General features: G+C 63.7%; 16 protein-coding genes and 2 pseudogenes. 9 read left to right on the top strand and 9 right to left on the bottom strand.

From position 1 onward, the window contains the following. Positions 1-2 precede the first annotated feature (2 nt). Positions 3-569: a peptidylprolyl isomerase gene (locus tag R3D65_RS09915; RefSeq protein ID WP_371275070.1), complete on the bottom strand. Its 567-nt coding sequence runs from the start codon at positions 567-569 to the stop codon at positions 3-5. Between the two features lie 20 nt (positions 570-589). Then, on the bottom strand, positions 590-1084 hold the full coding sequence (gene coaD / locus R3D65_RS09910) for a pantetheine-phosphate adenylyltransferase (RefSeq protein WP_371275069.1): 495 nt from the start codon (positions 1082-1084) through the stop codon (positions 590-592). A gap of 227 nt (positions 1085-1311) precedes the next feature. Here coaD and R3D65_RS09905 point away from each other — a divergent pair, with 227 nt between their 5' ends. Further along, positions 1312-1467: a hypothetical protein gene (locus R3D65_RS09905; protein WP_371275068.1), complete on the top strand. Its 156-nt coding sequence runs from the start codon at positions 1312-1314 to the stop codon at positions 1465-1467. Between the two features lie 12 nt (positions 1468-1479). On the opposite strand, the gene gyrA is transcribed toward R3D65_RS09905, so the two are convergent. After that, positions 1480-4266, bottom strand: a complete 2787-nt coding sequence (gene gyrA, locus R3D65_RS09900; protein WP_371275067.1) for a DNA gyrase subunit A — start codon at positions 4264-4266, stop codon at positions 1480-1482. A 188-nt stretch (positions 4267-4454) separates the two neighbouring features. Between gyrA and R3D65_RS09895 the strand changes: the two genes are divergently transcribed. Then, positions 4455-5087 carry a MarC family protein gene (locus R3D65_RS09895; RefSeq protein ID WP_371275554.1) on the top strand — a complete coding sequence of 211 codons (633 nt, stop codon included), beginning with the start codon at positions 4455-4457 and terminating at the stop codon, positions 5085-5087. A 15-nt stretch (positions 5088-5102) separates the two neighbouring features. Here the strand turns inward: R3D65_RS09895 and R3D65_RS09890 are convergent, their stop codons facing one another. Beyond that, positions 5103-5471 carry a hypothetical protein gene (locus R3D65_RS09890; RefSeq protein WP_371275066.1) on the bottom strand — a complete coding sequence of 123 codons (369 nt, stop codon included), beginning with the start codon at positions 5469-5471 and terminating at the stop codon, positions 5103-5105. On the opposite strand from R3D65_RS09890, the gene R3D65_RS09885 reads away from it, so the two are divergent. Then, entirely contained in the window at positions 5470-5796 is a 327-nt protein-coding gene (locus R3D65_RS09885; RefSeq protein WP_371275065.1) for a hypothetical protein, read from the top strand. The genes R3D65_RS09890 and R3D65_RS09885 overlap by 2 nt on opposite strands. 27 nt (positions 5797-5823) lie before the next feature. Here the strand turns inward: R3D65_RS09885 and ssb are convergent, their stop codons facing one another. Both ssb and R3D65_RS09875 read right to left on the bottom strand, forming a co-directional pair. Continuing rightward, positions 5824-6366 carry a single-stranded DNA-binding protein gene (ssb, locus tag R3D65_RS09880; RefSeq protein WP_371275064.1) on the bottom strand — a complete coding sequence of 181 codons (543 nt, stop codon included), beginning with the start codon at positions 6364-6366 and terminating at the stop codon, positions 5824-5826. A 235-nt stretch (positions 6367-6601) separates the two neighbouring features. Beyond that, the gene (locus R3D65_RS09875; protein WP_371275063.1) at positions 6602-7384 is read right to left on the bottom strand and encodes a DUF4019 domain-containing protein; all 783 of its coding nucleotides are present in this window, start codon (positions 7382-7384) and stop codon (positions 6602-6604) included. A gap of 877 nt (positions 7385-8261) precedes the next feature. On the opposite strand from R3D65_RS09875, the pseudogene uvrA reads away from it, so the two are divergent. After that, a pseudogene (gene uvrA, locus R3D65_RS09870) lies at positions 8262-11182 on the top strand (excinuclease ABC subunit UvrA). 123 nt (positions 11183-11305) lie between these two features. Further along, positions 11306-11797, top strand: coding sequence for an Hsp20/alpha crystallin family protein (locus tag R3D65_RS09865; RefSeq protein ID WP_371275062.1), 492 nt, complete (start codon positions 11306-11308; stop codon positions 11795-11797). A 14-nt stretch (positions 11798-11811) separates the two neighbouring features. Here R3D65_RS09865 and R3D65_RS09860 read toward each other — a convergent pair. The 3 genes and pseudogenes from R3D65_RS09860 to R3D65_RS09850 all read right to left on the bottom strand — a co-directional run. Beyond that, a pseudogene (locus R3D65_RS09860) lies at positions 11812-12003 on the bottom strand (NAD(P)H-hydrate dehydratase); the annotation flags it as partial. Positions 12004-12079: 76 nt separating this feature from the next. Continuing rightward, positions 12080-12451, bottom strand: coding sequence for a zinc ribbon domain-containing protein (locus tag R3D65_RS09855; RefSeq protein WP_371275061.1), 372 nt, complete (start codon positions 12449-12451; stop codon positions 12080-12082). 333 nt (positions 12452-12784) lie between these two features. Then, positions 12785-14287 (bottom strand): NAD(P)H-hydrate dehydratase, encoded by a 1503-nt coding sequence (locus R3D65_RS09850; RefSeq protein ID WP_371275060.1) that lies wholly within the window; start codon positions 14285-14287, stop codon positions 12785-12787. 383 nt (positions 14288-14670) lie between these two features. Here R3D65_RS09850 and R3D65_RS09845 point away from each other — a divergent pair, with 383 nt between their 5' ends. From R3D65_RS09845 to R3D65_RS09830, 4 genes are all read left to right on the top strand, one after another. Further along, entirely contained in the window at positions 14671-15009 is a 339-nt protein-coding gene (locus R3D65_RS09845; RefSeq protein WP_099308370.1) for a P-II family nitrogen regulator, read from the top strand. Between the two features lie 53 nt (positions 15010-15062). Beyond that, a complete protein-coding gene (gene glnA / locus R3D65_RS09840; RefSeq protein ID WP_371275059.1) occupies positions 15063-16472 on the top strand; it encodes a type I glutamate--ammonia ligase in 1410 nt (469 codons plus the stop codon). Between the two features lie 236 nt (positions 16473-16708). Beyond that, the gene (locus tag R3D65_RS09835; RefSeq protein WP_371275058.1) at positions 16709-18055 is read left to right on the top strand and encodes a substrate-binding protein; all 1347 of its coding nucleotides are present in this window, start codon (positions 16709-16711) and stop codon (positions 18053-18055) included. A 113-nt stretch (positions 18056-18168) separates the two neighbouring features. After that, positions 18169-19185, top strand: coding sequence for a branched-chain amino acid ABC transporter permease (locus tag R3D65_RS09830; RefSeq protein WP_371275057.1), 1017 nt, complete (start codon positions 18169-18171; stop codon positions 19183-19185). Position 19186 lies beyond the last annotated feature (1 nt).

Below are 19186 nucleotides of genomic sequence, written 5' to 3'. Positions count from 1 at the left end.
TTTCAGTCTTCCACCCGCACCTTGATCATGCGGTCGGGCTCCTGCACGGCGCCATTGGCCGCGCGGCTGCCCTTCTTGATGGCATGGACGTGCTCCATGCCGCTTTCGACGGTGCCGACCACGGTATACTGGCCGTTCAGGTGCGGCGCGGGCGCGAACATGATGAAGAATTGCGAATTGGCCGAATCCGGGCTGGAGGATCGCGCCATGCCCACCGTGCCCTCCTCGAAGGGTGTGTCCGAGAACTCGGCCGGCAGATCGGCCATGTCGGAGCCTCCCGTGCCGACGCGGCGCGGATCGAACCCGTCCTCCATGTCGCCGAACTGGACATCGCCGGTCTGCGCCATGAAGCCGTCGATCACGCGGTGGAAGGCGACATTGTCATAGGCACCCGATTCGGCCAGCGCCTTCATTCGCTCGACATGCTTCGGCGCCAGGTCTTCGGCCAGATCAATGACGACATCGCCATCTTTCAGCGTGATGACGAGCTTGGAGGCGAAGGCAGGCAGGGCAGAAACGCTCATGGAGGCGGCAAGGGCCGCCGCGGCGGCAAGGCGCAGGATCGACATGGGTCAGGTCTCCGGTCGGGTCAGGATTTCGCTTTCAGGGCATCGGCCACATTGGCCGGCACGAAGCCGGACACATCACCGCCCATGGCCGCGATCTGGCGCACCAATGTGGCAGTGATATGCCGCACGGCCGGGCTGGCCGGCAAAAAGACGGTCTTGATGTCGGGCGCCATCTGCCCGTTCATGCCCGCCATCTGCATCTCATAGTCGAGATCGGTGCCATCGCGCAGGCCGCGGATCATCAGCGAGGCGCCATGCTGGCGTGCCGCATCGACGACCAGCCCGTCGAACGCCACCACGCGCAGGCGCGCGTGATCCGCGCCGAGCGCATCCGCGCCGGCCTGCTCGATCAACCGCAGCCGTTCCTCGAAGGAAAACAGCCCCTTCTTGCCCGGATGGATGCCGATGGCCACGTATACCGTATCCGCCAGCGCCAGGGCGCTGCGCAGGACGTCGAGATGGCCGTTGGTCAACGGGTCGAACGACCCGGCATAGATTGCTTTTGTCTCGCTCATGATTGCGCTTCTACCCGCCGGCACAACCCTTGGCAATCGGCTTCGCGCACGCTTGCGGGCCGAACATGAATGCCCGGTGAACCGGCCGCTCACGGCGCATTCAACTCGGATCACGCAGGTTTGCACAAGCGTTGTTTGAAACTTTTCGCGCTTTGATGCGTCTTGGTCATGTGGAGACAGTGCCGGAACCGGCGTCTTCCACGGAACCGGGAGCAAGGAGAAAACGAATGATGATCGTGCTGCTCGCCTCTGCCATGACCGTTGCCATGCTGATCGCCACCGTGGTGGGCCTGGTCGGCGACCTGAAGACAGAACCGCAGGCAGAGCGCATCCGCCCGCCGTTCGATCCCTACCGGCCGTCCGCTCGCAACCGGCGCCACTGACGGCCCGCCGGATTACGTGTCTGACGGGCTTTCCCCGTCGCCGGTCGCCTCTGTGCCGCCGGCGTCCATGGCTTCCTCAAGCGCGTCCTCGGCCTCCGGTTCCGGTTCGGAAATCCGCTCCACCGACACCACCCGCTCGGCTTCACCCGTCTTGAAGATCGTCACGCCCTTGGTGGCACGGCCGGCAAACCGGATACCTTCCACCGGAACGCGAATCACCTTGCCCGCATTGGTGACCAGCATGATCTGGTCCCCGCCTTCCACCGGGAAGGCGGCGACAAGAGGGCCGATCTCGTCCACCTTGGAAATGTCGGTCGCCCGGATGCCCTTGCCACCACGGCCGGAAATGCGGAACTCGTAGGAGGATGACCGCTTGCCGTAGCCGAATTCCGACACGGTGAGCAGGAACTGCTCGCGCGCCCGCAATTCCTCGATCCTTTCGCCCGAAAGCTCCGCCGCCTCGGCCTCTTCGCCCACCAGCCCTGCCGCATCGTCCTCGTCGCCATTGAGGCCGCGCCGTTCCGCCGCCGCGATCTTCAGATAGGCCGCGCGCTCGGATGCCTCGGCATCCACATGGCCGAGAATGGCCATGGAAATGACGCTGTCTCCGCCGGCCAGCGCGATGCCGCGCACGCCGATCGAATTGCGCCCGGCAAACACCCGCACATCGGTGACGGGGAAGCGGATGCACTGGCCCGCGGCCGTCGTCAGCACGACGTCGTCATGCTCTGTACAGGTGGAGACGGACAGGATTTCGTCGCCCTCGTCATCCAGCTTCATGGCGATCTTGCCATTGCGGTTGACCTGCACGAAATCCGACAGCTTGTTGCGCCGCACCGTGCCGCGCGTCGTGGCAAACATCACGTCGAGTTCGCCCCAGCGGTCCTCGTCCTCCGGCAATGGCATGATCGAGGTAATGCGCTCGTTGTCCTGCAGCGGTAGCATGTTGCGCAGGAACTTGCCGCGCGACTGCGGCGTGCCGACCGGAAGGCGCCAGACCTTTTCCTTGTAGACGATGCCGCGCGAGGAAAAGAAGAGGACCGGCGTATGCGTGTTGGCCACGAACAGCCGTGTGACGAAATCCTCGTCCTTGGTCGACATGCCCGCGCGGCCCTTGCCGCCGCGCCGCTGCGCCCGGTAGACCGACAGCGGCACACGCTTGATATAGCCTTCATGGCTGAAGGTGACGACCATGTCCTCGCGCGCGATCAGGTCCTCGTCGTCCATGTCCGGGCCGCCTTCGGCGAGCTCCGTGCGCCGCGGCGTTCCGAACTCTTCCTTTACGGCAGCCAGTTCGTCCTTGACGATCTGCTGGATGCGCGCGCGTGATGACAGGATGTCGAGGTAATCGCGGATTTCGGCGCCGATCTTGTTCAGTTCGTCGGCGATTTCGTCGCGGCCGAGTGCCGTCAGGCGCTGGAGGCGCAGGTCGAGGATGGCGCGGGCCTGCTCCTCGGACAGGTTGTAGGTGCCGTCCTCGTTGACCTTGTGGCGCGGATCGTCGATCAGCCGGATCAGCGGCGCGACGTCATGGGCCGGCCAGCGCCGCGTCATCAGCTGTTCGCGTGCCGTCGCCGGATCGGGCGCATGCCGGATCAGCTTGATCACCTCGTCGATATTGGCCACGGCAATGGCCAGGCCGACGAGTACGTGGGCACGCTCGCGCGCCTTGCGCAGCAGGTATTTCGTGCGCCGGCTGACCACTTCCTCGCGAAACGCGACGAAGGCCTTGAGCATGTCGCTGAGCGTCATCAGCTCCGGCTTGCCGCCGTTGAGCGCCACCATGTTGGCGCCGAACGAGGTCTGCAGCGGCGTGTAGCGGTAGAGCTGGTTCAGGATGACGTCGGCATTGGCGTCGCGCTTGAGCTCCACGACCACGCGATAGCCCTGCCGGTCGGATTCATCGCGAATGTCGGAAATGCCCTCGATGCGCTTGTCGCGCACCAGTTCCGCCATCTTCTCGATCATCGAGGCCTTGTTGACCTGGTACGGAATTTCCGTGACCACGATCATCTCGCGGTCGCCCCGCATCGGCTCGATATGGGCGCGCCCGCGCATGATGATCGATCCGCGACCGGTCTCGTAGGCCGAGCGGATGCCCGAGCGGCCGAGCACGATGGCGCCCGTCGGGAAATCGGGCCCCGGAATGTGCTGCATGAGTTCGGGCAGCGTGATCGCCGGATTTTCCATCAGCGCGATGCAGCCGTCGATCAGTTCGCCCAGATTGTGCGGCGGGATGTTCGTCGCCATGCCCACGGCAATGCCGCCGGACCCATTGGCAAGCAGATTGGGAAAGCGCGCCGGCAGGACCTTCGGCTCGGAACTGGACGAATCGTAGTTCTCCTGGAAATCGACCGTCTCCTTGTCGATATCCTCCAGCAGGTCATGGGCGACCTTTTCCAGCCGCGATTCCGTATATCGCATGGCCGCCGGCGGATCGCCGTCGATGGAGCCGAAATTGCCCTGCCCGTCGATCAGCGGCAGGCGCATCGACCAGTCCTGCGCCATGCGCACCATGGCGTCATAGATCGCGGCATCGCCATGGGGATGGTATTTACCCATGACGTCACCGACGATGCGCGACGACTTCACGTATTTGCGGTTCCAGTGGAAACCGCCCTCGTGCATGGCATAGAGAATGCGGCGGTGAACCGGCTTCAGGCCGTCGCGCACATCGGGCAGCGCGCGGCTGACGATCACGCTCATCGCGTAGTCGAGATAGCTGCGCTGCATCTCCTCGATGATGGAGACGGGCTCGATGCCTTCGGGAAGACCGGGAGGTGTGGGCTGGTCAGTCAAATGCGTGTCACGATCACGTTGGAATCACTTGTTTCCGTATATAGGATTCCGTGCCGCCATTCCAATTTTCGCGCCGGTTTTCCAAAGGGAAGCGCACTTTTGCCCCCTCGCGGGCCTTTGTCGGCCTGCCGGGTCGCGCGACGGGCACAAACCGGCTAGGCTCCCCGCAGGAACGAAGCGGAACAGGACTGCCCATGTTCAACGACATGTTTGCCACAGCGGTGGTCACGCTGCTGGTCACCATCGACCCGGCGGGGCTTGCGCCGCTTTTCCTGGCGGTTACCCGCGGCATGGACCGCTCGCAACGCAACCAGGTGGCCTGGCGCGCAGCGGCTCTGGGCTTCGCGACGCTGGCCCTGTTCGCCCTGGCCGGCGCCGGCATCCTGGCGGTCTTCGGCATCACCCTTCCGGCGTTCCGCGTTGCCGGTGGCCTGTTGCTGTTCTGGATCGCCTTCGAGATGATCTTCGAACGCCGCCAGCAGCGCCATGAACACACGGCCGAAGTCGCCATCAGCGCCGACGAGATCCGCCAGGTCGCGGTTTTCCCGCTGGCGATTCCGCTGATTGCCGGCCCCGGCGCCATTTCCGCCGTGATCCTTCTTTCCGGCCAGTTTGCCGAACCGGGTCCGCGCATCACGCTCATCGCCATCGTGGCGGCGATCATCGCGCTGACATGGTTCGTCTTTCTCCTCGCCGACCGGATCGACAAGGTCCTCGGCGAAACCGGACGGTCCATCCTCACCCGGCTTCTGGGCGTCATCCTTTCGGCGCTGGCCGTACAATTCGTCGCTGACGGGGTGAAGGCGCTGGCAGCCGCCTGACGGCCGCAGGTCCGATCAGAACCGGCCCTTGAGAGGAACGGTCATTGTGCGCCCGCCCCAGCGGTGAACGGAATCATGGGCGCGCACCGTCACCTCCTCCACCGCATCCGGAATGCGGATGCCGGACTGGCTGCGCGTGAAGGGCTGTTCACTCACATGCGGATGCGCCAGCACGCGTTCGCCGAGCACGGTGCCGTCCGGCCCCACAACCTGCCATTTGTCGGCATAATGGTTCCAGCCCTCGTCGGCATGGCGCACCGTGACATGGAACGTGTAGGAGCCGTTTGAAGACTGTGTGTAGCGCACGTCCACGACGTCGGCTTCACCCGCCAGCACCGGTAGCGCTGGCAATGAAAGGAATATGGCAAAAGAAATCCGTCTCATGGCTGACGAGAATGACCGCTCTGCCGGACACGCGCCAATCACGAATGGTTCAGCCCGGCACGAATGGTTCAGTCCGGACAAGTCCGGCGAAACCTGGAATCGCGGCGTTGGTCGGCTTCGCCGCAAGCCGCCATTCCCGGCCTTGCCAGCGAAGCCATTGTCTCTGGCCCGCAAGATCGCCAACCACGTCGATCCCGCAATAGCAAAACGCCGCGACAGGCACGGGGATGGTGCGGACGGGTTATCCGGCATGGCCCTTGAGCGGGCAGGCAGCAATGAACCACCCGCCAGCCACGGCGTCGCACGTCGCAATGAGCATGGATGAGAGGTGCCGAGCCGGTTCCCCGGACATTCAGAACGGAATTTCGTCGTCGAGATCGCGGGAATAGCCACCGCCCCCGCCGCCGCCCTGCTGGCCGCCGCCATAACCGCCACCGCCATAGCCGCCACCGCCGCCGGATGGGCCGGACGAGCCGAAATCGGACCCGCCGCGCGAACCGCCGCCGCCACCATAGCCGACCTGGCCCTGGTCGCCGCCCTGCCCGCGCCCGTCGAGCATCTGAAGCTCACCGCGATAGCGCTGCAACACGATCTCGGTCGTGTAGCGGTCCTGGCCCTGCTGGTCCTGCCATTTGCGCGTCTGCAACTGGCCTTCCAGGTAAACCTTCATGCCCTTCTTGAGATATTGCTCGGCCACCTTGCCAAGCTGCTCGTTGAAGATCACGACATTGTGCCACTCGGTGCGCTCGCGGCGCTCGCCACTGTTCTTGTCGCGCCAGGTCTCTGACGTGGCGATACGCATGTTGACAACCGCATCGCCGGAATTGAGGCGGCGCACCTCCGGGTCGGCGCCCAGATTCCCGACCAGAATGACCTTGTTCACGCTTCCCGCCATGTTCCAACTCCGTCTTTCGCTGCGGGGCAATGATATGCCGCCCGCGAACGCCATTGCAATTTCCGCGCACCATAAACCAATGCGCCTTGGCTGCCTTCCGCAATCGACGGGCATCCACAAGCAATTGGCCGGCTCACGCCGCCGTTTCCGATCCGGAAGCGCGCCGACACAATGTTCCCATTATGTTCCATATGTCAAGCGCACCACCCATATTCGGGCTCTCATCGAGATGGCCTCACCGGATGAAATAGCCGTTGACTGTCCAACCTGTCGGTTCGCGCGCCAGCACGACGCGTTCAATGGCACCGGTTCTGGCAGCAAAATCCGTGCGAAATTCCAGAATTTCGTAGTCCCCTTCCGGCACGCCGGGCAGTGTAGCGGCTTTGGTGACCTTGAAGAGCGTTCGCGAAAGCACGGCGCCCAGCGGTTTGCGAACGGGAATGATCGCGGCAGCCCAGTCATCGGCTGAAATCTGCGAGCGGAAAATCGCCCCGGCATCACGCCAACTCGCCGACCACGCCTCCTGGTCGACGAGAGCCAGCCAATTCAACGCATGGCTTTCGCTTGCCGACCAGGCTGACGGCGACGCGAACGTGTCCGCTTCTTGTGTCAGGTCGCGAGGTGCTCCGGCATCCTCGATTCCGGCCATGGTAACAAATGCGGCGGCGATAATGGCCACGATCATCAGAAACACTCCTCCTGTCCGCCAGGGGTGGCGGCGCGGCCACGACAGCGGGCCGGTCGGCGCCGTTCGTGCGGCGCCCCCGCCATGCCGGTCCATGCCAAATTCCTTGGATACAGGAAAATCGTGGGCATTGCCTTCGGCCTGCGCAAGAAGGCGCGCCGCCTCCCGGCTGCTGGAGACGCCCAGCTTGCGCCGTGCAGCGCGAAGGCGCTCGTTGACCGTGTGAACCGAAAGTCTGCGTTCCCGCGCGATGGACTTCGCATCATGCCCCGCCAAGAGCAGGCGCAATGTGTCCCGTTCGCGTTCATTGAGGCATTTCAACGGGTCATTCATGTCATCGATCGGGAGTCCCGCCGGCCCGCATGGCGGCCTTTCGAGATGATTGATTGCCGTGCAGATTGCTGTCTACTTCTAGCTGCAACGCAAACCAAGGCAGCCCTGCTTCCAAGATGCCGTTGATCCGTCTTTCAGGACAATCAGACTGAAATCATGATCGGAATTACAAAGAAATAGTGGCGATGCCATCCACACATGAAAATCGGCCCGGCCGCGATCCTGTTTCTTGCGCGCGCCGGGCCTCTACGGGTTTTTACCCTTCAACCGGGTGTTTCCGGTTGCCATGCCGGGCGATGCCGCCACCGTCGCGGAACGGCACAAGCCTGCCCGGCTCATCGAATGAATTGTTGGCGAATTGCCGGTGTCCCCTGTCACGCGGCGCCTTCAGGCACCGGGGGCCTTGCAATCCGTGGTCCGCCGCAACCGGGCGGACCCTTCGGGACTCTTCGGTGGTTCCATCAAACCTCTCCTCTTCCCGTCGGTTTGCAATCTGGCCGGTCGTCCGACCGTTCGGCATCCGGGTTCCGGCCTGCCTGTGCGGGAGCGTTCCCTGACGCTTCGAACCGCTGGCGCCGCATCCCTCCGGATGCTGACTGGAAGCATGCGCCCTGCGCCGCCCTTGCGTCAATGCCCCCGCCAATCACATTTTCAGGGCGTGCCGCCGGGTTATCCACCGGGTTTCCACAAGTGTTCTTGTTTTGTCCGCATTTCTGTGGATAGTATGGTCAATTCCTGTCAGCAGGATCATTCCGTCCCCTTTCCACATGGGAAACAATGACTACATGAGACGCTTGGCCGGCAGCACGACGCCGGACGACCCGGCAGAAAACGTGTTTCCCGACCGGCTGGCAGGCCGGCCCCGCTGCGAGCGACCATGACAGACCACAAGATGATCACCGTGCGCGGCGCGCGCGAGCACAACCTCAAGAATGTCGATCTCGACCTGCCGCGCGACAGCCTCATCGTGATGACGGGCCTGTCGGGTTCCGGCAAGTCCTCGCTTGCTTTCGACACGATTTATGCGGAGGGCCAGCGCCGCTATGTCGAGAGCCTCTCGGCCTATGCCCGGCAATTCCTGGAAATGATGCAGAAGCCGGATGTCGACCAGATCGACGGCCTGTCGCCGGCCATTTCCATCGAACAGAAGACGACGAGCCGCAATCCGCGCTCCACCGTCGGGACGGTCACGGAAATCTACGACTACATGCGCCTGCTCTTCGCCCGCGCCGGCGTGCCGATTTCCCCGGCCACCGGCCTGCCGATCGAGAGCCAGACGGTCAGCCAGATGGTGGATCGCGTCCTTGCCATGGAGGAAGGCACGCGCCTCTATATCATGGCGCCCATCGTGCGCGGCCGGAAGGGCGAATACCGCAAGGAACTGGCCGAGTTGCAGAAAAAGGGCTTCCAGCGGGTCAAGGTGGACGGTGAGTTCCACGAGATCGCCGATGTCCCGGCCCTCGACAAGAAATACAAGCACGACATCGACGTGGTCGTCGACCGCGTCGTGGTGCGCCCGGACCTGGCCGCCCGCCTGGCCGATTCCATCGAGACCAGCCTGAAACTGGCTGACGGTCTTGCCGTCGCCGAATTCGCCGACCGCCCGCTGCCGCCGGAGGAACTGTCGGGCGAGGCCGCCAACCGCTCCAAGAACGACACCCATGAGCGCGTGATCTTTTCGGAGAAATTCGCTTGCCCGGTCTCCGGCTTCACCATTCCGGAAATCGAGCCGCGCCTGTTTTCCTTCAACAATCCGTTCGGCGCCTGCCCGGGCTGCGACGGGCTCGGCCACCAGCAGGCCATTGATCCGGCGCTTGTCGTGCCCGAGCCGCATGTGGCCTTGCGCGAGGGCGCCATCGCGCCGTGGGCCAAGTCCACCTCCCCCTATTATCTCCAGACACTGGAAGGCCTCGGCAAGGCCTATGGCTTCAAGGTGGGCGACCGCTGGCGCGACCTGTCCGACGAGGCGAAGAACGCCATCCTGCAAGGCACCGGCAGCCGCAAGATCGAGTTCACCTATGATGACGGGCTGCGCACCTACAAGGCGGCCAAGACATTCGAGGGCGTGATCCCGAACCTGCAGCGCCGCTGGAAGGAGACCGATCGTCCTGGGCGCGCGAGGAGATCGAGCGCTACATGTCGGCAACGCCCTGCCCGGTCTGTTCCGGCTTCCGGCTCAAGGCCGAGGCGCTGGCGGTCAAGATCGACGGTCTGCATATCGGCCAGGTCACCGACATGTCCATTCGCCGGGCCAATGACTGGTTCGCAACCCTGCCCGAACGCCTGACCGACAAGCAGAACGAGATCGCCGCGCGCATTTTCAAGGAAATCCGCGAACGGCTCAGGTTCCTCAATGATGTCGGCCTCGACTACCTGACCCTGTCGCGCAATTCCGGCACGCTGTCGGGCGGCGAGAGCCAGCGCATCCGCCTCGCCTCACAGATCGGCTCGGGCCTGACCGGCGTGCTCTACGTGCTCGACGAGCCCTCGATCGGCCTGCACCAGCGCGACAACGACCGCCTGCTCGCCACGCTGAAACACCTGCGCGACCTGGGCAATACCGTCATCGTCGTGGAGCACGACGAGGACGCCATCCTGGCCGCTGACCACGTCGTCGACATCGGACCGGCGGCCGGCATCCATGGCGGACGCGTCATCGCCAGTGGAACGCCGTCCGATATCATGGCCCATCCGGATTCGCTGACCGGCAAGTACCTGTCCGGCGCCATGGGCATTGCCGTGCCTGCCGAACGCCGCAAACCCTCGAAGTCCAGGCGCATTCGCGTGGTCGATGCACGCGGCAACAACCTGAAGGGCGTCACCGCCGACATTCCGCTCGGCACGTTCACCTGCGTGACGGGCGTCTCGGGCGGCGGCAAGTCCACCTTCCTCATCGAGACGCTGTTCCGCGCCGCATCGCGCCGCATCATGGGCGCGCGCGAGAACCCCGCCCCGCATGACCGCATCGAGGGGCTGGAGCTTATCGACAAGGTCATCGACATCGACCAGTCCCCCATCGGGCGCACACCGCGTTCCAATCCGGCCACCTATACCGGCGCGTTCACGCCGATCCGCGACTGGTTCGCCGGCCTGCCGGAAGCCAAGGCGCGCGGCTACCAGCCGGGCCGCTTCTCCTTCAACGTGAAGGGCGGGCGCTGCGAGGCCTGTCAGGGGGACGGCGTCATCAAGATCGAGATGCACTTCCTGCCCGACGTCTATGTCACCTGCGATGTCTGCCACGGCAAGCGCTACAATCGTGAGACACTGGAAGTCACCTACAAGGGCAAGTCCATCGCCGACGTGCTCGACATGACGGTGGAGGAAGGCGCGGAATTCTTCGCTGCCGTACCCGCCATCCGCGACAAGATGGAAACGCTGGCCCGCGTCGGCCTCGGCTATATCCATATCGGACAGCAGGCCACCACGCTGTCGGGCGGCGAGGCGCAACGCATCAAGCTGGCCAAGGAGTTGTCGCGCAAGGCCACCGGCCGCACGCTCTACATCCTCGACGAGCCGACCACCGGCCTGCATTTCCACGATGTCGCCAAGCTGCTCGAAGTGCTTCACCAGCTTGTCGAGCAAGGCAATACGGTCGTGGTCATCGAGCACAACCTGGAGGTCATCAAGACCGCCGACTGGGTGCTCGACCTGGGACCGGAAGGCGGCGACGGCGGCGGCGAGCTGGTTGCTTCCGGCACACCGGAGGACATTGCCGCCGAGCCGCGCAGCCACACCGGTGCCTATCTGAAGGATCTCCTTTCGCGCCGGTCCGGCCATAAGGTGGAAGCGGCGGAGTGACCCGGCCGCGATGCCGGGACACGCCTTGACACCTGTCAATGAAGTCTGCCCGCCATCGCATGAATCCTTTCGCGTCCGGCCTGCCCTCACCGGCAGGCCCGCGCAACGTGAAAGGATGAAACCATGTCTGACAAGCGCACAAGACAAGACCTGTCCCCGTGGTCCGGCAATCCTTTTGCCGATTTCCGGAAACAGATGGATGACCTGATGGAGGGCTTCTTCGGATCCGGCGGCACGCTGGCCGCCCGCTCCGGCCTGCCGTCGCTCGACATGACCGGTGCGATCCGCCCGGCCATCGACATCGCCGAAAACGCCGACGCCATCACGCTGACCGCCGAATTGCCCGGCATGAGCGAGGACCAGGTCGACCTGACCATCCGCAACGGCCTGCTGACCCTGAAGGGCGAGAAGAGGATCGAGCACGACGGCGACAAGGATGACGTCCACGTCGTCGAACGGTCTTACGGATCCTTCCAGCGCTCCTTTCCCATTCCCGAGCGCGTTGACGCCGATGCCATCGACGCGAAATTCGACAAGGGCGTGCTGACGGTCACCATGCCAAAGCGCAAGGATGTGTCCACGGCCGGCCGCAAGGTGCAGATCGGCAAGGCCTGACCAGACGGGCGCTGTCAGGCGTCGGGAAATCCGATCCGCGCCAGCGCCGCGACCAGATCCTCCGCGATCGGCCGCGGCCCGGCGGCCTGTCCCGTTTCGCCATGCAGCCAGACGGCGGCGCAGGCCGCCTCGAAGGCAGGCACGCCTTGGGCCAGGAGGGCGGTAACGATCCCCGCCAGCACATCGCCGGACCCGGCCGTCGGCATTGGCTGGCGAACAAGAATGGTGCATTCCTACCGGCCGCTGGTCCTGGAACGAGGTCGAATACAAGGCATGATCCGATCACCCCACGATGGCGCCGATCACGATTGCAATTAGAACGAAGACCGCGAACGCGACGAACATGTTGGCATGCTTCATCGCGGCTCTCTTTTCCTTGACGATCTCGGCGACATCCTGCGGGTCGAATTCATGGCCGCAGTGACGGCACACCGACGCGTCGTATCGGATTTGCTCTGCACATTTGGGGCATTGTTTCGAATTGAACTTGGTCAACTCCGGGGGCCTCGACATGAGACCGACTGCCAAGAGCGCAAGAACGCTGAATAGGAGCGCTAGGATGAACCAGTTCACGGCGCTGCGGCCCTTTGATGAAGCTACAGCGCCAGTGAAAATCGCAACTGCAATCCAGACAACGACTACCCAAATTTCCATTTGCACCCCCTACCTGAGAAACGTTGATCGCTGGAAAAAATCGGTTGCACAAGCTACCGCACTCAATCACTGTCTGCAAAGGAGGCAACCGAGGTTTATGCCGACCTGATGCGCGTGGCGACGAAGCCAGGTGGGCGTATCGGCCAGATCGTCGCGGCAGTTTCGGGACCAGACGCAGACAGTAGCGAGCGTAAATTGCCGCTGACATGGTGGTTGTCATGGCTATTCGCGATACAATCGGATGAAATTGTCGGCTTGCTGGACTGGATTGTTTCGGCCGCCGAGATACTCCGAACTCCCGGCTATGCACCGGTCAGTCTTGATGAGGCGCCGTCAGGCGTCGGGAAATCCGATCCGCGCCAGCGCCGCGACCAGATCCTCTGCAATCGGCCGCGGCCCGGCTGCCCTGCCGGCTTCGCCATGCAGCCAGACGGCGGCGCAGGCCGCCTCGAAGGCAGGCACGCCTTGGGCCATGAGTGAGGTGACGATCCCCGCCAGCACATCGCCGGACCCGGCCGTCGCAAGCGTGGGCGGTGCATTGGTGTTGATGGCGACCCGGCCGTCAGGTGCGGCGACCACCGTGTCACCGCCCTTCAGCACGACGACAGCCCCGGCGCGCGCCGCCGCTGCGCATGCCCGCTCGATGCGGGCAAGGCCGCCGCCGGACACCAGGTCCGGAAAGATCCGGGCGAACTCGCCCTCATGTGGCGTCAGCACCACCGAAAGGCCGCTGCCGCCTATGGCGCCCCAAAGGTCTGCCGGCCGGTCCGCAAAGGCGGTCAGCGCGTCGGCATCCAGAACCACGGATGTCAATCCCCGCCCGTTTTCCCGGCGGCCGGCATCCAGCATCGCCAGAACCGCTTTGCGCGTACGCTCACCGGCACCGCAGCCCGGTCCCGCAAGGGCGGCCCGTGTCTTGCCCTCCGCCAGAAAGGCGCAAATCTCATCCTGGTCGCGCACCGGGCGGACCATGACCGATGTCAGATGCGCGGCATGAACCAGCACGGCCGAGGGCGGCGAAAGCACCGTCACCGCCCCGGCACCGCTGCGCGCCGCGGCCATCGCGGCAAGGCGCGCCGCCCCCGTGGAAGACGGCCCGCCGGAAAGCACGGCAGCCGCGCCGCGCGCATATTTGTGCGTATCGCAGGCCAGCCGCGGCATGGCATGGCGCCAGAGCGCTGGCACGTTCTCATGCGCACGAACGGCGATGTCCCGGAGAACCGCTTCCGGAATGCCGATGTCGGCGAGCACGAGTTCACCGCAGAAATCACGCCCCGGCAGAAGCACATGGCCCGGCTTCTTGCGAAAGAAGGTGACGGTCAGAGCGGCGCGGAAACAGGCGCCGTGCGGCTCTCCGCTATCGCCCGACAGGCCGGACGGCAGGTCGACCGCGACGACCGGCACGCCGGCGCCCGCGCAGGCCGCTGCCGCGTCTGCCGCCATCCCCGCCAGCGGCTTGGACAACCCGGCGCCAAACAGCGCATCCACCACGAGACCGGCCTCTGCCGGGTCGAATTCGGCCAGCGGCCGCACCGCGCCCGTCCATCGGGCCGCGGCCCATCCGGCATCGCTGTCGGGCCGCGGGGCTGCAAGCGCGAACAGGTTCACCACGACGCCATCGCCGGCCAGCAAGCGCGCCACCACATAGCCGTCGCCGCCATTGTTGCCTGGCCCGCACAGCACCGCGACCCGCTCCAGACCCGGAAACCGCTTCAGGATCGCCGCATGAACGGCCCTGCCGGCGTTTTCCATCAGGCCGGGACCGTCGAAAGGCCCGTTCGCGATGGCAAGGGCGTCCGCCCGCCCCATGTTTTCCGGGGTCAGAAGCTCGTGCATGGCCGCACCCGTTCCTCCATGTTCATGTCGGTGCCGCCGGAGTTATCCGCCGGCCCGCCACCCTGCGCAAGACGCATCGCGCCCGGACGAAAAATCAGGCAGGCGAAGCACGGTCTGCCTGCTTGTTTTTTATGCAGACTGCCTGTTTTTTAACCGGACGCGACAGGCTATGAAAGGGGCAGGACCGGCCAGCCGGTCCCGTGGATATTGCACCGCACCCTTGCCGGCCGCCATGCTGCCCGGTAACGCGCGGGCAAGGCACGAAATTTCATCCTTGCAGAGGGCCGGGGCCGTCCGGGAAAAAATCTGGCACAGTTCATGCTTTCATTTCTGCGGAGCGGGCCCGGGGCCCGTTTTTCACCAATGCGGAGGCCGTTCTTTCCATGAAAAAGATCGAAGCGATCATCAAACCCTTCAAACTGGACGAGGTGAAGGAGGCCCTTCAGGAAGTCGGGCTTCAGGGTATCACCGTGACAGAGGCAAAGGGCTTCGGCCGCCAGAAGGGTCATACCGAACTCTATCGCGGCGCCGAATATGTCGTGGATTTTCTTCCCAAGGTGAAGGTCGAGGTGGTATTGGGCGACGATGCCGTCGAGACCGCCATCGAGGCCATCCGCAAGGCGGCCCAGACGGGCCGTATCGGCGATGGCAAGATCTTCGTCTCGAATGTCGAGGAAGTCATCCGTATCCGCACCGGTGAAACGGGCATCGACGCCGTCTGAGGCGCATTGCCGGTTCGCACGTCAAGTCATCGTCATTACAAAGGGAATTCAGCATGACGACAGCAAACGATATCATGAAGCAGATCAAGGACAACGACGTGAAGTTCGTCGACCTGCGCTTCACGGATCCCAAGGGCAAGATGCAGCACGTCACGATGGACGTGAGCGCCGTCGACGAGGACATGTTCGCCGATGGCGTGATGTTCGATGGCTCCTCGATCGGCGGCTGGAAGGCGATCAACGAGTCCGACATGGTGCTGATGCCCGACACGGCGACGGTCCACATGGATCCCTTCTTCGCCCAGTCCACCATGGTCGTCATCTGCGACATCCTCGACCCGGTCTCCGGCGAGGCCTATAACCGCGATCCGCGCGGCACCGCCAAGAAGGCCGAGGCCTACATGAAGGCCGAAGGCATTGGCGACACCGTTTTCGTCGGCCCGGAAGCCGAATTCTTCGTGTTCGACGACGTGAAGTATAAGGCCGATCCCTACAACACCGGCTTCAAGCTCGATTCGACCGAACTGCCGTCCAACGACGATTCCGATTACGAGACCGGCAACCTGGGCCACCGGCCGCGCGTCAAGGGCGGCTATTTCCCGGTTCCGCCGATCGACTCCGAGCAGGACATGCGCTCCGAAATGCTTTCGGTCATGTCCGAGATGGGCGTCACGGTCGAAAAGCACCACCACGAGGTTGCCGCAGCGCAGCACGAACTCGGCATCAAGTTCGACACCCTGACCCGCAATGCCGACAAGATGCAGATCTACAAGTATGTCGTGCACCAGGTCGCCAACGCCTATGGCAAGACGGCCACCTTCATGCCGAAGCCGGTCTTCGGCGACAACGGTTCGGGCATGCACGTTCACCAGTCGATCTGGAAGGACGGCAAGCCGACCTTCGCGGGCAATGAATATGCCGGCCTGTCCGAGAGCTGCCTCTACTATATTGGCGGCATCATCAAGCACGCCAAGGCCATCAATGCCTTCACCAACCCGTCGACCAACTCCTACAAGCGCCTGGTTCCGGGCTACGAGGCTCCGGTCCTGCTGGCCTATTCGGCCCGCAACCGTTCCGCCTCCTGCCGCATTCCCTTCGGCAACAACCCGAAGGCCAAGCGCGTGGAAGTCCGCTTCCCCGACCCGACGGCCAACCCCTATCTCGGCTTTGCCGCGATGCTGATGGCCGGCCTCGACGGCATCAAGAACAAGATCCATCCCGGCCAGGCCATGGACAAGGATCTCTATGACCTGCCCGCCAAGGAACTCAAGAAGATCCCGACCGTCTGCGGTTCGCTGCGCGAAGCCCTGATGGCCCTCGACAAGGATCGCAAGTTCCTCACCGCCGGTGGCGTGTTCGACGACGACCAGATCGATGCCTTCATCGAGCTGAAGATGGAAGAGGTGATGCGCTTCGAAATGACGCCGCACCCGGTCGAATTCGACATGTATTATTCGGTCTGATCCGCATACAACCGTGTATCGAAAGCCCCGGCGGAGCGATCCGCCGGGGCTTTTTTATTGGCGCAGGCTTATTCCCGATGACGCGCTGCAAAACATGATTTTGCGGTGCATCTAATACCTTTGCCGCATATCCGAAAGCCGCATTGAGAATACGAACTCTCTAAAGTTAGCATGGGCTAACCTTCGGCCAAAGGAGGACCGGCCGGCAGGTTTCAACCTGAATTCGGGAGGACTTCATGTCACGATTCATTCTCAACAGGCGCGGCATCCTGAAAGCCGGCGTGGCCGGCGGCGCGGCCCTGGCTGCTCCGATGCATTTCGTCAGGGGCGCCTATGCCCAGGACATGTCCTGCAACGTGCCGACAGGCGACACGGTCACGCTCGGTTTCAATGTGCCCCAGTCCGGCCCCTATGCCGACGAGGGCGCTGACGAGCTGCGCGCCTACCAGCTTGCCGTCAAGCATCTCAATGGCGAAGGCGACGGCGGCATGCTCTCCACCTTCACGTCCAAGGCGCTGAAGGGCAATGGCATTCTCGGCAAGAAGGTGGCTTACGTCACCGGCGACACGCAGACCAAGTCCGATGCCGCCCGCGACAGTGCCAAACGCATGATCGAGAAGGAAGGCGCGGTGATGATCACCGGCGGCTCGTCGTCCGGCGTCGCCGTGGCCGTCCAGGGTCTTTGCCAGGAAATGGGCATCATCTTCATGGCCGGCCTCACCCACTCCAACGACACCACCGGCAAGGACAAGAAGCGCTACGGCTTCCGCCACTTCTTCAATGCCTATCAGTCCGGCGTGGCGCTGGGTCCGGTGCTGAAGGAGGAATACGGCACCGACCGCCGCGCCTATCACCTCACCGCCGACTACACCTGGGGCTGGACCCAGGAGGAATCGATCAAGAACACCACCGAGGGCCTCGGCTGGGAGACGGTCGCCACGGTACGCACGCCGGTCGGCGCGGGCGACTTCTCGCAATACATCACGCCGGTTCTCAATTCCGGCGCCGATGTCCTGATCCTGAACCACTACGGCAAGGACATGGTCAACTCGCTGACCCAGGCCATCCAGTTCGGCCTGAAGGACAAGCAGGTCAACGGCAAGAATTTCGAGATCGTCGTGCCGCTGTTCTCGCGCCTGATGGCCAAGGGCGCGGGCGACAACATCAAGGGCATTCTGGGCACGACCAACTGGAACTGGTCGCTTGACGACGAGGCCTCGCAGGCCTTCGTGAAGTCGTTCGGCACCGAATACGGCTTCCCGCCGTCCCAGGCTGCCCATACCTGCTATGTGCAGACCCTGCTCTATGCCGATGCCTGCGAGCGCGCCGGCACCTTCTTCGCACCGGCGGTCATCGAGGCGCTGGAAGGTTTCGAGTTCGACGGCATGGGCAACGGCGCCACGCTCTACCGCGCCGAAGACCACCAGTGCATGAAGTCGGCCCTGGTCGTGCGCGGCAATGACAACAAGCAGTCCGAATACGATCTGCTCAAGGTCGTCAAGGTCGTCGATCGCGAAACCCTGACCTACGATCCGTCGATCTTTGGCGGCGACCTCGGTCCGGCAGACGCGAAGCAGTGCTGACCTGACAGGCAACGAAGGGCCCGGCCGTCCCCCTAGCGGGCGGCCGGGCCGTCTTGGCACTTGGCAAACCGGACCGCCGGGAAAAGGCGGACGGACATCGGGGCGTATTCTTCATGGACGCAATCATCATCCAGATCCTCAACGGGCTCGACAAGGGCGCAGCCTACGCGCTCATCGCCCTGGGGCTCACGCTGGTCTTCGGAACGCTGGGCGTGGTCAACTTCGCCCACGGCGCGCTTTTCATGCTGGGCGCCTTCTGCGCGGTCACCTTCAACAAGCTGATCACCTGGCCCATCCAGCCACCCAAGGCGGAAGGCCAATTGTTCGCCCCGCCGGCCAAGCCCTATTTCGAATATGCCTTCGGCGATGCCGGTGCATGGGTCATCAACTGGTCGGTGCCCATCTCCATTCTGCTGGCGATACCCGTCATGCTGGCCTTCGGCCTTGCCATGGAGCGCGGATTGATCCGCCACTTCTACAAGCGCCCCCATGCCGACCAGATCCTGGTAACCTTCGGTCTCGCCATCGTGCTGCAGGAGATCATCAAGAAATTCTACGGCGCCAACCCCGTGCCGCAAGGCGCGCCCGACATGTTCAACGGCACGGCCAATATCGCGGCCTTTCTCGGCCTGTCGGACATGTTCATCGTCTACCCCTGGTGGCGGCTGATCTATTTCCTGTTCGCCTTCCTGGTGATCGGCGCCGTCTTCGCCTTTCTGCAATTCACCACCTACGGCATGGTGGTGCGCGCCGGCATGCGCGACCGCGAAACCGTCGGCCTGCTCGGCATCAACATCGAGCGCCGCTTCACCGTCGTCTTCGGCATCGCAGCCGTGGTCGCGGGTCTGGCAGGCGTCATGTACACGCCGATCCTGCCGCCGGACTACCACCTCGGCATGGACTTCCTGGTGCTCAGCTTCGTCGTCGTGGTTGTCGGCGGCATGGGCTCCCTGCCCGGCGCCGTGCTGGCCGGCTTCCTGCTCGGCATATTGCAATCCTTTGCCTCGATGAACGAGGTCAAGGCCATCTTTCCCGGCATCGACCAGATCATCATCTACCTGGTCGCCGTCACCATTCTGCTCACCCGGCCGCGCGGACTTCTGGGCCGCCAGGGCGTGATGGAGGACTGAT

Source organism: Zhengella sp. (assembly GCF_041397485.1).
GTDB lineage: Bacteria > Pseudomonadota > Alphaproteobacteria > Rhizobiales > Rhizobiaceae > Zhengella.
Note: the sequence above shows the minus strand (reverse complement) of the source record. Positions and strands in the feature narration are given on the sequence as shown.

Excerpts from the sequence above, each read along its gene's own strand:
- ssb (WP_371275064.1), bottom strand. The coding sequence starts at position 6,366 with ATGGCGGGAAGCGTGAACAAGGTCATTCTGGTCGGGAATCTGGGCGCC.
- R3D65_RS09890 (WP_371275066.1), bottom strand. The coding sequence starts at position 5,471 with ATGAGACGGATTTCTTTTGCCATATTCCTTTCATTGCCAGCGCTACCG.
- R3D65_RS09865 (WP_371275062.1), top strand. The coding sequence starts at position 11,306 with ATGTCTGACAAGCGCACAAGACAAGACCTGTCCCCGTGGTCCGGCAAT.
- glnA (WP_371275059.1), top strand. The coding sequence starts at position 15,063 with ATGACGACAGCAAACGATATCATGAAGCAGATCAAGGACAACGACGTG.
- R3D65_RS09850 (WP_371275060.1), bottom strand. The coding sequence starts at position 14,287 with ATGCACGAGCTTCTGACCCCGGAAAACATGGGGCGGGCGGACGCCCTT.
- R3D65_RS09915 (WP_371275070.1), bottom strand. The coding sequence starts at position 569 with ATGTCGATCCTGCGCCTTGCCGCCGCGGCGGCCCTTGCCGCCTCCATG.
- coaD (WP_371275069.1), bottom strand. The coding sequence starts at position 1,084 with ATGAGCGAGACAAAAGCAATCTATGCCGGGTCGTTCGACCCGTTGACC.
- R3D65_RS09835 (WP_371275058.1), top strand. The coding sequence starts at position 16,709 with ATGTCACGATTCATTCTCAACAGGCGCGGCATCCTGAAAGCCGGCGTG.
- R3D65_RS09905 (WP_371275068.1), top strand. The coding sequence starts at position 1,312 with ATGATGATCGTGCTGCTCGCCTCTGCCATGACCGTTGCCATGCTGATC.
- R3D65_RS09855 (WP_371275061.1), bottom strand. The coding sequence starts at position 12,451 with ATGGAAATTTGGGTAGTCGTTGTCTGGATTGCAGTTGCGATTTTCACT.
- R3D65_RS09830 (WP_371275057.1), top strand. The coding sequence starts at position 18,169 with ATGGACGCAATCATCATCCAGATCCTCAACGGGCTCGACAAGGGCGCA.
- R3D65_RS09875 (WP_371275063.1), bottom strand. The coding sequence starts at position 7,384 with ATGAATGACCCGTTGAAATGCCTCAATGAACGCGAACGGGACACATTG.
- R3D65_RS09845 (WP_099308370.1), top strand. The coding sequence starts at position 14,671 with ATGAAAAAGATCGAAGCGATCATCAAACCCTTCAAACTGGACGAGGTG.
- R3D65_RS09885 (WP_371275065.1), top strand. The coding sequence starts at position 5,470 with ATGGCTGACGAGAATGACCGCTCTGCCGGACACGCGCCAATCACGAAT.